Consider the following 13,414-nt stretch of genomic DNA (forward strand, 5'->3'; position numbering starts at 1 on the left):
AAGAACCTCCCACCGATCTTAAGCCGACGCTTCGCGTACTCTCGGGTTGATGGGTACGCTCAACGAGCTGTTCGACCCGGACCGGGTCGCCGTCGTCGGCGCGACCGCCCGCGAGGGCGCCGTCGGCCGCGCCGTCACGTCGAATCTCCTCGACGACTTCGACGGCGACACGGTCCCCGTCAACCCGAACTACGACGCGGTGCTCGGCACGCCGTGCGTCGACGACGTCGCCGACGCGGACGCCGACGTCGCGGTGATCGTCGTCCCCCCCTCGATCGTCTTAGACGCCATCGAGGCGTGCGGCGAGGCGGGGGTCCGCAACGTCGTCGTGATCACCGCCGGGTTCGGCGAGACCGGAGAGGACGGAGCGGCGAGGGAGCGTCGCCTCGCGGAGCTAGCCGACGAGTACGACCTCAACCTCGTCGGCCCCAACAGCCTGGGGATCATGTCGACCCCATCGGGGATGAACGCGACGTTCGGCCCCGAGAACGCCCTCCCCGGCGGGCTCTCCTTCATGAGCCAGTCCGGGGCGTTCGTCACCGCGGTCCTCGACTGGGCCAACGACAACGGGATCGGGTTCAAGGACGTGGTGTCGCTCGGGAACAAGGCCGTTCTCGACGAGACGGACTTCGTCGACCACTGGGGCGACGACGAGGAGACCGACGTGATAATCGGCTACCTCGAAGGGATCGAGGACGGCCGCGAGTTCATCGAGACCGCCCGCGAGACGACCCAGGACACCCCGATCGTCGCCGTGAAGTCGGGGCGGACGAGCGCCGGCGCGCAGGCCGCCTCCTCGCACACCGGCACGCTCGCGGGCTCCGACAAGGCGTACGAGGCCGGCCTCGACCAGGCGGGCGTCATCCGCGCGGAGTCGGTCGACGAGCTGTTCGACTCGGCGGGCATCCTCGGGAGCCAGCCGCTGCCCGACACCGACAGCGTCGCGATCGTCACCAACGCCGGCGGCCCCGGCGTGATGGCGACCGACGCGGTCGGCGACGCCGACCTCGACATGGCGTCGTTCACGGGCGAGACGAGCGACGCGCTCGCCGCGTCGATGCCGGAGGAGGCGAACATCCACAACCCGGTCGACGTGATCGGCGACGCCGACGTGGAGCGGTTCCGCGAGGCCCTCGAAATCACCGTCGCCGACGACAACGTCGGCGCCGCCCTCGTGCTGGCCGCGCCCACGGCGACGATCGATTTCGCGGACCTCGCGGACGCGATCGAGTCGGTCAGCGACGAGATGGACGCGCCCATCGCCGCCTGCCTGATGGGCGGCGACCGGACCCGCGAGCCGAAGCAGCAGCTCCAGGCGAAGGGGATCCCCTGTTACTTCGACCCCGCTCGCGGGATCGAGAGCCTCGCGACGCTCGCGCGCTACCGCGACATCAAGTCGCGCGAGTACGCGCCCCCCATGTCCTTCGACGTCGACCGCGAGCGCGCACGCGAGATCCTCGGGACGGTGCGCGACCGCGACGACAACCGCTTGGGCGTCGAGGCGATGGAGCTGCTCGACGCGTACGGTATCCCCACGCCCGCCGGCGAGATCGTCGACTCGCCCGAGCGCGCCCGCGAGGTCGCCGCGGGCGTCGACGGCGACGTGGTGATGAAGATCGTCTCGCCGGACATCCTGCACAAGTCCGACATCGGCGGCGTCGCCGTCGGCGTCGCGGACGACGACGTGGGCGACACCTACGAGGACCTGGTCACCCGCGCGCGCAACTACCAGCCGGACGCGACCGTCCTCGGCGTCCAAGTGCAGGAGATGGTGGATCTCGACGACGGCGTCGAGACCATCGTCGGGATGAACCGCGACCCGCAGTTCGGCCCGCTGCTGATGTTCGGGCTCGGCGGCATCTTCGTGGAGGTGATGGAGGACACCACCTTCCGCGTCGCCCCGGTCTCCGAGCCCGAGGCGCGCGAGATGACCGAGGAGATCCAGTCGGCGCCGCTGTTGCGCGGCGCCCGCGGCCGCGACCCGGTCGACGTCGACGCCGTGATCGAGACGATCGGCCGGCTCTCGCAGCTGGTCACCGACTTCCCGGCGATCCTCGAACTCGACATCAACCCGCTCGTCGCACTGCCCGACGACGACGGCGGCACGAACGCCGCCGCCGTCGACGTGAGACTCACCGTCGACCCGGAGGCCCTCGACCCGCCGGGAGCCGACGCGGAGACCGATCCGAAGCCGCTCGACGCGGAGGAACCCACCGATGACTGACACACCCACCACACTCGTCACCGCGACCGGAGACAGCGCCGGAAAGACAGCGATCACCGTCGCCCTCGCGCGGCTCGCCGCCGACCGCGACCGCAGCGTCGGCTACATGAAACCGAAGGGCACCCGGCTCCAGTCGAACGTCGGGAAGACGCTCGACCAGGACCCCATGCTCGCCCGCGAGGTGCTCGGCTTAGACGCCGAGATGCACCAGATGGAGCCCGTCGTCTACTCGCCGACGTTCGTCGAGGGCGCGGTCCGCGGCACCGAGGACCCGGACGCCTTGCGCGACCGGATCCGCGAGGAGTACGACGACATCGCGGCCGACAACGACCGGGTGTTCGTCGAGGGCGGCGGGCGCTGGACCACCGGCGGCGTCGTCGACCTCACCGACGTCGACGTCGCGGAGCTGCTCGACGCGCGGGTCGTCCTCGTCGCGGAGTACGGCTCGCCGAACGACTTAGACGAGGTGCTGGCGGCCGCCGACGCGTTCGGCGACCGCCTCGCCGGAGTCGTCTTCAACAAGGTGTCCGACGACGCCTTCGAGTCGCTCGATCAGGACGGGATCCCGTTCCTCGAATCGAAGGGGATCACCGTCTTCGGCGCGATCCCCCACGAGAAGGCGCTCGCGGGCGTCACGGTCGGGGAGCTCGCCGACGAGCTGGGCGCCGAACTGCTCACCGACGCGCCCACCGACGCGTTCGTCGAGCGCTTCCTCGTCGGCGCGATGGGCGGCGACGAGGCGCTCCGCTACTTCCGGCGCGCCCGCGACGCCGCCGTCATCACCGGCGGCGACCGCGCGGACGTCCAGACGGCGGCGCTGGAAGCCTCCGGGGTCGCGTGTCTCGTCTTGACCGGCGGCCACCGTCCCTCGGGCGCGGTGTTGGGCAAGGCCGCGGACGCCGGCAAGCCGGTGCTCGCCGTCAACACCGACACGGTCACCGCCATCGACCGCGCCGAGGAGATCGTCCGCGGCGGGCGCACGCGCGACGTCCGGACGGTCGATCGGATGGCCGAGCTGCTCGGCGACCACGTCGACGTGGACGCGCTGGTCTGAGCCGGCGATCCCCCGGGCCGTTCGCCCGCTCGCCCCGTCCGGGCCGCCTGCGGTCTGCGGTCGCGGTCGCCTGCGATCCGCGGTCGCGGTCGCCCGCGATCCGTGATCGTCTGACGTACTGTTTTCACGGTGGACGACGTACCCCGCCTATGACCAGTCTCTCGGAGGCGTACGGCGGACGGGGGCGCTCCGGGGTCGACCCGCGGCGGCTGTACCTCGGCGTGGGGTCGTTCGTCGCGGGCGCGTTACTCGTCGTCGCGGGGATCCTCGCGGCGGCCGAGGTGGCGGTGCCGGCCAGCTACTCCGCGGGCGCGGCCCGGGAGCTCGGCGGGAGCCTCGGCGGGGTCGGCGTCCCGCTCGTGTTGCTCGGCGTGATGGCCGTGCTGCCGGCCGACCGCAGCACCTACACCGCGGCGATCGTCGGCGCGGTCGTCATGGGGCTCGGCGTCGCGCTGTTCACGTACGCGTACCCGGAGCGGTGGGTCGGCGGGCCGCGCCCCGAGCTCCGGAACCTCACCCTCCACACCGCGGGCGTCTACTTCCTCGGCGCCGCGACGACGCTGTGGAGCGTGTTCGTCGGCGTCGCGAACTTCAAGACCCGCAACGACCCCGGCGGCACCGTCTCGATGGAAGTGACCCACAAGGGGGAGACGAAGGTGGTCGAGGTCCCCCGCGACCAGCTGGGGAGCCGCGGCGGCGTGGGCCTCCTCGGCGGCACCCCCGACGGCGACGTCGAGACGCAGACGAACCGCCCGGACGACGCGAACCAGCCTGCGCGCGACGCGAACCAGTCCGCGCGCGACGCGAACCAGCCGGCGGATCGAGACGCCACCGGCGCGGCGGCCAGCTCCGGGACGACCGCCGGCACCGGTGCGTCGGGCCCCACCGGCGGCCGGTCGAGCGGCGCGGGAGGCACCGGCGCGGGCGGGCGGACGAGCGACGCGGGCCGGTCCGGAACGGGCGGATCCCCCGCGCCCGGCTCGGCGGGCGTGAGCGACGGCGGCAGCGCAGACACCGACATCTCCTCGCCGCTCGACGAGGCGGGGCCGGAGGGCCCCGACTCGCCGTCAACGCCGGAGTCCGCGCCCTCGCCCGACTCGCCCGCCGCGCGCGACGGCCCGGGCGACACCTACTGCGGCAACTGCGCGAAGTTCGATTACGTCCGGACCGACGACGGCATGCGGCCCTACTGCGCGCACTACGACGAGCTGATGGACGACATGGAGGCGTGCGACTCCTGGACGCCGCGGTGAGCGCCGTCCGCTCTTTTCCGCCGTTCCGCGTTTCAGACCGGTTCCGCCGACGGGAGCTGCGACTCCGCGACGGCGAACGCGAGCGTGCTCAACACGCCGATGAGCGTCCCGGCCGCGAGCGCCAGCGCCAGCTCCGAGAGACCCAGCGCCGTCACGCCGGGCGCGTCCGGGAGGAAAAAGCCGGAGACGGCGAACAGCACGACGGCGATGGCGGCCACGTAGAAGGGGGCGTTGAGGTAGCGCCACCGGAACCGGCCGGCGAGGTACTCGTCGGTGATCTGTCCCAGGCTGGAGGTGACGCCGGCGACGCCGAGCCACTGGACGAACCCGTGGACGAACGCGGCGAGGGCGGTGCCGACGGCGAGCGAACTCCCCTGCGCGGTCCGGACGACGTCGACGGTGTCGACCCCCTGGACCCCGCCGACGACGACCAAGGCGAGCGCGACGACGTAGGTGACGAGCGTCACGCGGCCGGTGTACAGCACGTTGCGGACGCTCTCGGCGGCGCCGTCGACCGTGTCTTCCAGTCCCAGCCCGCGGAACAGCGAGTAGAGCCCGACCGCGCCCGAGAGGATCCCCAGCACGGCCGCGCCCGCGACGTCGAAGAGGTTGGCGACGACGACCAGCGGGTAGATGAGGAGGACGACGCCCAGCGGGATGAGGATCGTCCCGCGGGTCTCCGGGTCGGCGAGCACCTGTTTGATCGTGTAGTAGAGCGACTCGAGGTCCTGCGCCTGCCGGACGACGACCCGGCGCATCCCGTCGATCGGCATCCGCGACCGGATCACGGGGAGGACGGACTCGTCTTGGGCGCCGTCGGTGATCACGACCGCGGACACCTCCTCGCCGGTCGACAGCTCGGCGAGCACGCGGTCGACCTCCTGGCCGACCGCGCGGTTCGCCTTCACGTCCGCGCCGTCGACGCCGGTGACGGCCGCGACCTCGACGGCCTCGCCCTCGGCGGCCAGCTCGTCGTGGACGTTGACGCCCTGGAATAAGACGTTCACGTCGGAGTCCTCGGGGTCGGCGGTCGCGAGCGCGACCGCGGCCTCGGTGACGTCGTCGGCGCCGATGACGGGGGTGGGGATCCCCGTCTTCCGGCCGAGGTCGTCGTCGAGGTCGACGCAGAGGACGAGCAGCATCGTTCGAGGCTACGCGGGGGGACGGCATATGTTTTCGGCTCGGGTTGCGCCCGGCGAACCCGGCGACCGCGCCGGTCCGAACGCTCGCTCCGTCACTCCTCCTCGTTGGGCTCGTGTTCGAGCCCGTTCATCATCCGGCGGACGTTCTCGCCGTCGCTGAACGCGGCCGGATACGCCGCCAGCGGGAGGACGAAGTCGCTGCCGGCCTCGACCGGCTCGCCGATGTGAAGCTCCAGCTCGGTGGTCACGCCCGTTCCCTCGATCTCCGCGTCGGCCGTGTACACGACGACCTCGGCATCCGAACCGAGCACCTCCGTCGAGTACTCCGAGCCGCGTTCGAGGTCGCCGACGCCCTCGTAGCGGCTCAGGATGAGCTCGGCGCGCTCGCGGGTATCCATCTCGGCGATCGGGTTGAGCGCCCGCCCGAGCACCTCGATCTGCGGCGTCGTCACCGCGGCGAACACGGCGGCCTGGTAGCGCTCGCCGAACAGCTCGACGGCCTTGTCGTACTCGGCGACGGTGTTCGTCACGCGCACCTCGCGGGTCCGTCCGGCCACCTCCACCTCCCGAGCGATCACCTCGTCGGTCACCTCGTTGAGGTCGTACCCGCTCTCGTCGAGGGTCGCGTCGCCCACTGTCGCGGTACCGGCGGCGAACTCCGCGGGCCCGTCGCCGGTCGCGACGTCGAGCGCGGTGCAGCCGGCGAGGCTTGCGAGGCCGACCGCGCCGCCGACGGCGAGCGCCCGGCGGCGCGTGACCGCGTCGCTCGGTGTCTCGTTCTCGGCGTCGTCGTCGGTCGGATCTCGGTCCATGCCCGCCACTGGCGGCGGCGGGGGTACATACTTTGTGTTCGGGCGAACGCCGCTGCGGGCGCCGCCGAGCGCTCGGTCGTCCGCGTGCGGACCTGTGGCCGCCGTCGTCCGGGCGCGGGCCGCGCGACCGCCGTCGTCCGAACACGTCGCCGTGACAACCGATCTCGCCCGACTCCGCGCTTCGCACGCTTTTTCACGTCGCGGCCGGTAGAAGGGGGTAGATGATCTCCAAGGGCTGTGAACAGTGCGCCAAGGGCGGGAAGATGGTGCTTTTCGTCTACGGGTACTGCGACCAGCGGGACTGCTTCTACTGCCCCCTCGGAGAGAACCGGAAGAACGTCACCGACGTGTACGCCAACGAGCGGAAGGTCGAGTCCGACGAGGACGTGATCGAGGAGGCCAAGCGCATGAGCGCGCTCGGCACCTCGATCACCGGCGGCGAGCCGCAGGAGGCGATGGCGAAGACGACCCGGTACCTCGAACTGCTGAAAGACGAGTTCGGCGAGGACCACCACACGCACCTCTACACCGGAATTACGGGCGGCCGCGAGAACATGCGGAAGCTCTCGGAGGCCGGCCTCGACGAGATCCGCTTCCACCCGCCCGTCGAGCTGTGGGGCGACATGCACGGCACCGAGTGGGAGGAGATCCTCCATATCGCCCGTGAAGAGGGGCTCACGCCCGCCTTCGAGATCCCCGGAATTCGCGCGGAGCCGGAGTTCTTGGAGTTCTTAGACGAGGGCGCCGCGGAGTTCTGTAATATCAACGAGTTCGAGATGTCCGACGGGAACTACCGCCGGATGCAAGAGGAGGGGTTCGAGCTCCAGGAGGGGCACATGTCCGCGGTCGAGGGGTCGAAGGACGCCATCCTCGAAGAGATGGCGAGCCACGAGAAGGTGTACTTCTGCACCTCGGTGTTCAAAGACGCCGCCCAACACCGCAACCGCCTGAAGCGGATGGCGAAGAACATCCGTCGCGAGTTCGACGAGGTGACGGACGACGGGACCTTGGTCTACGGGAAGGCGTTCGCCGACCGCGATCGCTTCGAGTCGCTCGGCGTCCCCGAGGAGTTCTACACGGTGAAGTCGGACCACGTCGAGGTCGCGTGGTGGCTCTTAGAGGAGATGGTCGAGGACGGTGACCTCGACGAGGGCGAGATCGTCGAGCAGTACCCGACCGTCGACGGCACCGTCGTCGAACGCACCCCGGTCGCCTGAAGCGGTCGTTTTCGGGTTTTGCGTCGACTTTTCGCTTACGTCCGATCGAATTACCACCGCGTCGCCACTGGTTTGCTGTGCGGTGGCGCGTGCCTGCGAGGCCGCGTTGCGGCCGAGCCGCGAGGGACCGGAGGTCCCTCTGGAAGCCGGCGCGAAGCGCCGGCGACAGCACCGCGCGAGGGACGCCGCGAACGCCCGGAGGGCGTGAGCGGCGAGGTTGGGGAGGTGTGAGGTGTGGTCGCCGTGCTGTGCGGGGTGGGACTCAAAGGGGCAGTCGCGAGGACGAAGCTCGGCGACGCAAGCACCGCAGGGAGCGAGTGAAACGAGCGACTGAGGAGCGCAGCGAGCCGCGCGAGTCCTCGCGACTGGGGCTTTGGAGGTGTTCGCTGCCGATCCACGGCCAGTCATTTATAAGCGAGCGGCTGGGGCTTTGTCGGTGTTCGCCGCCGATTCGCAGTCACCATTTTATAAGCGAGCGGCTAGGGATTTGGCGGCGTTCACCGTCGAGCAGTAGTTGAATATCCTCCACGTGGCGTGCTATCTGCTCCCACACTTATAGGGGATCAGCGCGTACGGCCGCGTATGGCTTCCGAAGAACCCGTCTTCGCGAACGTGAGCATCGGACAGGAGGTGTACAACGAGGACGGCGAGCGCCTCGGGTCGATCCGGGGGGTCGACGACGACGGCTTCTACGTCGCGTCGCCGTCGGACACGGACACGCTGGCGCTCACTGACGCGCGCGACGTGTTCGGGACCGCGTACGTGATGTGGCGCTGCTGGGAGTGCGGCGAGATGGGCGAGATCGGCGACCAGCTCCCCGCGAACTGCCCGAACTGCGACGCGCCCCGCGAAGAGCTGTACTACTGGGCCGAGGACTGAGACGACGACGGCGGGAACCCCGCCTGTTCTCGTCGTTTATTTATAAACGGCTAACCGCGTCGGCGCGGCGAACACCATCGAAGCCCCAGCCGCTCGGCCGTACGCTACTGGTGTTTATAAATATCTGATCGAGACGAACATCGTCGAAGCCCCAGCCGCGAGGCGGCCGCACACTCGCTGCGCTCCTCGGTCGCTCGTTTCACTCGCTCCCTGCGGTGTTGCCGGCGGCGGAGCCGCCGGCTTTCCGTGGCGCGTAGCGCCACGCTACTTACGTCGTCTGCGGCCGCCTCGCGGCTGCCCCTTCGAGTCCCGCCCCCGCACGGCGACCGCACCTCACGCCTCCCCAGCCTCGCGGTTCGCGCTCTTCGAGCGCTCACCGCGTCCCTCGCACGTTCTCCTCGCGGCCTGTCGGCCGCTCGGAGGCGCGCGCCGGCCGTTTCGGGCGCTTACGAGCTCTCCTCTTCCTCCTTGAGCTCGTCCGACTCGTCGCCGACCTGCTCGCGGAGGCGCTTGACCTCCGTCTCCAGTTCCGCGATCCGGTCGTCGTCAGCCGTCTCGCTGTCCGCCGTCTCTGCGTCCGCCGTCTCGTCCTCGGCGCGCGTCGCGAGGTACACCACCGCGCCCGCGACGAGGACGAGCGGCACGCCGAACAGGAGGGCGGCGACGATCAGGATTATCAGGAGTTCGGGCCCGACGGGGATACCGCCGAACGCGGGGACCAGAGAGACCATACGCCGCCCACTCGGTCCGGCAACTAAAACGGTCGGGGCGACGAGCCGTCGCCCCTCGGCTCAGTCCGCGTCCACGAAGTCCCCGAGGTTCGCCTGAAGCCCGGCCGCCATCGTCGACTTCCGCCGGAGCCGGCCGAGGGAGACGGGGAGCTGGTCGGCGACGCCGCGGACCGCCTCGCCGAACGTCTCCGCGGCCCCGAACTCGCCCTCGAACGCGTTCCGGACCGCCTCCCGCACCTGCCAGACGCCGACCGGCCCCCAGTAGTCGTCGGAGACGTGGCGTAAGACGAGCGCCTTCGCCTGCCGCCCGCGGTCGTCGAGGTGCTCTAAGACGCCCAGCCGAGACGCGTAGTAGGCGCCCGCCGTCTCCTCGACGTAGCCGGTCCGCCCCTCGCGCCCCTCGCTCGCGGCCGCGAGGTACACCCCGGCCTCGGGGTCGGGGTTCCAGATCGAGCCGGGCGATTTCATCTCGACGAGCTCGTACTCCCACCGCCCCGGGACGAGGATCACCCAGAACGCGTTGCCGAGGTACTCGTTGCGGTGGACCTCGATCCGGTCGACCGCGGGGTTGTCGCGGATCGAGCCGCGGAGGAACTGGCCGACCGTGTCGTCGACGGCCGTGATCGACCAGCGCGTCGGGACCAGGCGGCGGTTCTCGCCGCGCCCGAGCGCGCCAGCCGAGAGGATCGTGTTGATCTCGTACACGTCGAACCCGCGGCGGTAGAGGTACGTCATCGCCCCCTCCGCGCGCCAGTCGTCGTCCTCCAAGGTCTTCTTCACCGGTCGCGGGACGTGCGGATTCTCGCCCAGGTCGGCAGAGCGGGCCGCCGCCCGCGGCCCGGTCGGCGTCTTGATGTCCTCCGTGCCGACCTCGAAGTCGAGGTCCGGGCGGCCGTCGAGCCCGATCTCCACGTCGACCGGGCGGTCCGCGATGGCGACCTCCCGTTGAACGCCGAGCCAGCCGTCCCACGCGTCGTGGACGCTCTCGGCCGGGCCGCTCCCGCCGCCGACCGACTTCACCCCGCCGGTCGCACCGGCGTCCGCGACGTCGACGCCGCGCGTCGAGTTGAGCAGGCTCGTCCGACGGTCGAACACGTCGGAAATCGAGACGCCCTCGTCGTACCACGCCGCGGAGGTCTCGAACGCCGCCGCGCGCTCCTCGCGGCCGACCGGGGATAACAGTCCGGTCGAGACGTTCGGGTAGTCCGCGCGGCCGACGAAGATGGAGGGCGAGACGCTCCCGACGACGGCGTCGTCGGAGACGTGTTCGTCGAAGCGCCGCTCGAAGGAGTCGAGGTGGTCTAAGATTCCGTAGTCCTTCTCGGCGGCGAGGCGCCGCCGCTCGGCGCGCTCGTTCGCCTCGAACTCGATGAACTCGTCGAGCCGCATTCGGATCGGCGTTGGCGGCGCGGCGGCTTGAACGTTTCCGGCGCGACGGGACGCGAAGCGCGGCGCGGAGACAACGGAGGAGAAGCCGAGGAAGACCGGAGGAAGGCAGGCCGTGAGAAGCCGACGCCCCTAGCTGTGGATGCCCATCGCCTCGATCTGCTCTTGGTACCGGTTGCGGATGGTGACCTCGGTGACCTGCGCGACGTCGGCGACCTCGCGCTGGGTCTTCTTCTCGTTGCAGAGCAGCGAGGCGGCGTAGATGGCGGCGGCGGCGTAGCCGGTGGGCGACTTCCCGGAGAGGAGACCCTGTTCGGCGGTCGTCTCGATGATCTCGTTGGCCTTCGACTGGACCTCCTCGGAGAGCTCCAGCTCCGAGGAGAACCGCGGGACGTACTTCTTCGGGTCGACCGGGCGCATCTCCAACCCGAGCTCCTGGGAGATGTAGCGGTAGGTGCGACCGATCTCCTTGCGGTCGACGCGGGACACCTCGGAGATCTCCTCTAAGCTGCGCGGGATCCCCTCCTTGCGGCAGGCGGCGTACAGCGCGGCCGTGGAGACGCCCTCGATGGAGCGGCCCCGGATGAGGTCCTCGTTGAGCGCGCGTCGGTAGATGACGGACGCGACCTCGCGTACCGAGCGCGGGACGCCGAGCGCCGAGGCCATCCGGTCGATCTCCGAGAGCGCGAACTGGAGGTTGCGCTCGCCGGCGTCTTTCGTCCGGATGCGCTCCTGCCACTTGCGGAGGCGGTGCATCTGCGACCGCTTCTTCGAGGAGATTGACCGACCGTAGGCGTCCTTGTCCTTCCAGTCGATCGTCGTCGTCAGCCCCTTGTCGTGCATCGTCTTCGTCGTCGGGGCGCCGACGCGCGACTTCTCCTGCCGCTCCGAGTGGTTGAACGCGCGCCACTCCGGGCCGGGATCGATCTGCTCGTCCTCGATGATCATCCCCGTCTCCTCGTGTATCAGCTCCCCGTCGGCCGTCCGGGTGAGGTCCTCCGGATCGAAGTCCTCCGGGTCCAGCTCGTCGATGTCCTCGACCTCCTCGACGTCGATCTCGTCTTCCTCGGCGTCTTCGTCCCCCACGCGCTGCCGGTCGTGATCCCGTTGCCGGGTGGGCCGTGTCATCGCATTTATATAGTATCCAAACGGTTTAACTTAAAAGTTCGTTACTATGCGGGAGAGTACCACGGATGGAGCGCTCCCGGTCGGTCTCGTGCGGACAGCGGACGGACAGCCCTTTGTTCGCCGGGCGCGGAGCCCGGACGAATGCCGACGATCGACTGCGACCCGACCGCCGCGCGCGAGCGGCTCGCGGGCGAGGGCGTCCGGATCGACGAGGGGAACACCCCCCACGAGCGGTGGCGCGCCGAGCGCGACGGGGCCGTCGCGGTCGCGTACGACGACAAGGTCGTCGTCCAGGGGAGCGACCCCACCCGACTGACCGCCCTGCTGCGCGACGGCGGCGGCCGCGCGCACGTCTACTTCGACGGCGCCTCCCGCGGGAACCCGGGGCCGGCCGCGGTCGGCTGGTGTCTGGTCACGTCCGACGGCGTCGTCGCCGAGGGCGGCGAGCGGATCGGCCGCGCGACGAACAACCAGGCCGAGTACGCCGCGCTGATCCGCGCGCTGGAGGCGGCCGACGAGTACGGCTTCGACGAGATCGACGTCCGGGGGGACTCCCAGCTCACCGTCAAGCAAGTCCGCGGCGAGTGGGACGCCAACGACCCGGAGCTCCGCGAGCGCCGCGTCCGAGCCCGGGAGCTACTGGAGCGGTTCGATCGGTGGTCGATCGCCCACGTACCGCGGGAGATAAACGAGCGCGCCGACGATCTGGCGAACGAGGCACTCGATGACGCGAACTGACGACGACCCGCCGGAGTGGGCGAAGGAACGGGCGCGAGAGATGATGGCGGCGGAGAACGACGAGGGAGCGGACGCCCCCGCCGACGCGGACGACCCCGCGAGCGCCGCGGAGTCGCCCGACCGCGACGAGGAGCGCGTCCCCGACGTGCCGGTCGAGGCCGTCGACGAGGCGGAGCGGCTCACGCGGCTCGCCCGCGAGGCCGAGTCCGCGGAGCCGACGCCGGAGATCGAGCAGGCGGCCGACCAGTACCGGGAGCGCCGCGACGCGCTCGCGGCCGAGTACGGCTACACCGCCAGGATCCGCGACGAGGACGACGCGCTCGTGTTGTACCCCGACGAGTGGATGGACGAGGGGACGGTACAGCTCGACCGCGTCGGGGACACCGACCGCGCGGTCGAGGTGTCGCTGTCCGGCCCCGGCGACGCCGACCGCTACCGCGAGGTGGCCGCGTACAACGAGGCGGTCGCCGAGGCGGTCGCCGAGCGCGAGGCCGAGGTCCACGCCCGGACCGCGGAGACGTTCGCGACGTTCATGAGCAACCACTACGTCCGCCCGGTCGACGACGCCACGCCGAAGATGCGCGCCGAGTTCCGCGAGGAGTACCTGGTCCGGAACGGGTGGCCGACCGACGAACAGCTCGACGCCGTCGACGAGTCGCTGTCCGTGATCGAGTCGGTCGCCGGCGACGTGGACGAATCCGTCGCCGTCGAGACCTTCGACGGCGAAGAATCGGCCACCGACGGCGACTCGGCGTAGCGGTCGCTCGGCGGAGAGAGAACGCGGCTTTCGCCGCGCCGTGTGCCAAAAGGTCGGTCGTTGGTCGGTGCCGTCCGGGCCGCGCGGGCGCCG

12 protein-coding genes are annotated in these 13,414 nt (G+C 70.6%); 7 read left to right on the forward strand and 5 right to left on the reverse strand.

Going from position 1 to position 13,414, the window contains the following annotated elements:
- Positions 1 to 49 precede the first annotated feature (49 nt).
- From CPZ01_RS06150 to CPZ01_RS06160, 3 genes are all read left to right on the forward strand, one after another.
- Complete coding sequence (locus CPZ01_RS06150) at positions 50 to 2,224, forward strand: acetate--CoA ligase family protein (protein ID WP_096393919.1); 2,175 nt, start codon at positions 50 to 52, stop codon at positions 2,222 to 2,224.
- Positions 2,217 to 3,278, forward strand: coding sequence for a phosphotransacetylase family protein (locus CPZ01_RS06155; RefSeq protein WP_096393920.1), 1,062 nt, complete (start codon positions 2,217 to 2,219; stop codon positions 3,276 to 3,278). The genes CPZ01_RS06150 and CPZ01_RS06155 overlap by 8 nt, the downstream gene beginning before the upstream one ends.
- 149 nt (positions 3,279 to 3,427) lie before the next feature.
- On the forward strand, positions 3,428 to 4,531 hold the full coding sequence (locus tag CPZ01_RS06160; RefSeq protein WP_096393921.1) for a cell division protein CdpA domain-containing protein: 1,104 nt from the start codon (positions 3,428 to 3,430) through the stop codon (positions 4,529 to 4,531).
- Positions 4,532 to 4,563: 32 nt separating this feature from the next.
- Here the strand turns inward: CPZ01_RS06160 and CPZ01_RS06165 are convergent, their stop codons facing one another.
- Entirely contained in the window at positions 4,564 to 5,673 is a 1,110-nt protein-coding gene (locus CPZ01_RS06165; protein WP_096393922.1) for a DUF373 family protein, read from the reverse strand.
- Positions 5,674 to 5,765: 92 nt separating this feature from the next.
- Entirely contained in the window at positions 5,766 to 6,485 is a 720-nt protein-coding gene (locus CPZ01_RS06170) for a DUF6517 family protein (RefSeq protein WP_096393923.1), read from the reverse strand.
- 221 nt (positions 6,486 to 6,706) lie between these two features.
- On the opposite strand from CPZ01_RS06170, the gene CPZ01_RS06175 reads away from it, so the two are divergent.
- On the forward strand, positions 6,707 to 7,702 hold the full coding sequence (locus CPZ01_RS06175; protein ID WP_096393924.1) for a radical SAM protein: 996 nt from the start codon (positions 6,707 to 6,709) through the stop codon (positions 7,700 to 7,702).
- A 582-nt stretch (positions 7,703 to 8,284) separates the two neighbouring features.
- Positions 8,285 to 8,581, forward strand: coding sequence for a DUF7130 family rubredoxin-like protein (locus tag CPZ01_RS06180; protein WP_096393925.1), 297 nt, complete (start codon positions 8,285 to 8,287; stop codon positions 8,579 to 8,581).
- Between the two features lie 446 nt (positions 8,582 to 9,027).
- Here CPZ01_RS06180 and CPZ01_RS06185 read toward each other — a convergent pair whose 3' ends face one another.
- The 3 genes from CPZ01_RS06185 to CPZ01_RS06195 form a co-directional block, all read right to left on the reverse strand.
- Positions 9,028 to 9,312, reverse strand: coding sequence for a preprotein translocase subunit TatA (locus CPZ01_RS06185; RefSeq protein WP_096393926.1), 285 nt, complete (start codon positions 9,310 to 9,312; stop codon positions 9,028 to 9,030).
- A gap of 60 nt (positions 9,313 to 9,372) precedes the next feature.
- Positions 9,373 to 10,701 carry a DNA repair protein NreA gene (nreA, locus tag CPZ01_RS06190; protein ID WP_096393927.1) on the reverse strand — a complete coding sequence of 443 codons (1,329 nt, stop codon included), beginning with the start codon at positions 10,699 to 10,701 and terminating at the stop codon, positions 9,373 to 9,375.
- Positions 10,702 to 10,830: 129 nt separating this feature from the next.
- The gene (locus CPZ01_RS06195; protein WP_049897700.1) at positions 10,831 to 11,826 is read right to left on the reverse strand and encodes a transcription initiation factor IIB; all 996 of its coding nucleotides are present in this window, start codon (positions 11,824 to 11,826) and stop codon (positions 10,831 to 10,833) included.
- A 141-nt stretch (positions 11,827 to 11,967) separates the two neighbouring features.
- Here CPZ01_RS06195 and rnhA point away from each other — a divergent pair, with 141 nt between their 5' ends.
- Both rnhA and CPZ01_RS06205 read left to right on the forward strand, forming a co-directional pair.
- A complete protein-coding gene (gene rnhA / locus CPZ01_RS06200; RefSeq protein WP_096393928.1) occupies positions 11,968 to 12,564 on the forward strand; it encodes a ribonuclease HI in 597 nt (198 codons plus the stop codon).
- The gene (locus CPZ01_RS06205) at positions 12,551 to 13,321 is read left to right on the forward strand and encodes a DUF7108 domain-containing protein (protein WP_096393929.1); all 771 of its coding nucleotides are present in this window, start codon (positions 12,551 to 12,553) and stop codon (positions 13,319 to 13,321) included. The genes rnhA and CPZ01_RS06205 overlap by 14 nt, the downstream gene beginning before the upstream one ends.
- Positions 13,322 to 13,414 lie beyond the last annotated feature (93 nt).

Origin of the sequence: Halorubrum trapanicum (genome assembly GCF_002355655.1) — an archaeon.
GTDB classification, from domain to species: domain Archaea; phylum Halobacteriota; class Halobacteria; order Halobacteriales; family Haloferacaceae; genus Halorubrum; species Halorubrum trapanicum_A.

Coding starts and splice junctions, on each gene's coding strand:
- CPZ01_RS06150 (WP_096393919.1), top strand. CDS start 50: ATGGGTACGCTCAACGAGCTGTTCGACCCGGACCGGGTCGCCGTCGTC.
- CPZ01_RS06155 (WP_096393920.1), top strand. CDS start 2,217: ATGACTGACACACCCACCACACTCGTCACCGCGACCGGAGACAGCGCC.
- CPZ01_RS06160 (WP_096393921.1), top strand. CDS start 3,428: ATGACCAGTCTCTCGGAGGCGTACGGCGGACGGGGGCGCTCCGGGGTC.
- CPZ01_RS06165 (WP_096393922.1), bottom strand. CDS start 5,673: ATGCTGCTCGTCCTCTGCGTCGACCTCGACGACGACCTCGGCCGGAAG.
- CPZ01_RS06170 (WP_096393923.1), bottom strand. CDS start 6,485: ATGGACCGAGATCCGACCGACGACGACGCCGAGAACGAGACACCGAGC.
- CPZ01_RS06175 (WP_096393924.1), top strand. CDS start 6,707: ATGATCTCCAAGGGCTGTGAACAGTGCGCCAAGGGCGGGAAGATGGTG.
- CPZ01_RS06180 (WP_096393925.1), top strand. CDS start 8,285: ATGGCTTCCGAAGAACCCGTCTTCGCGAACGTGAGCATCGGACAGGAG.
- CPZ01_RS06185 (WP_096393926.1), bottom strand. CDS start 9,312: ATGGTCTCTCTGGTCCCCGCGTTCGGCGGTATCCCCGTCGGGCCCGAA.
- nreA (WP_096393927.1), bottom strand. CDS start 10,701: ATGCGGCTCGACGAGTTCATCGAGTTCGAGGCGAACGAGCGCGCCGAG.
- CPZ01_RS06195 (WP_049897700.1), bottom strand. CDS start 11,826: ATGACACGGCCCACCCGGCAACGGGATCACGACCGGCAGCGCGTGGGG.
- rnhA (WP_096393928.1), top strand. CDS start 11,968: ATGCCGACGATCGACTGCGACCCGACCGCCGCGCGCGAGCGGCTCGCG.
- CPZ01_RS06205 (WP_096393929.1), top strand. CDS start 12,551: ATGACGCGAACTGACGACGACCCGCCGGAGTGGGCGAAGGAACGGGCG.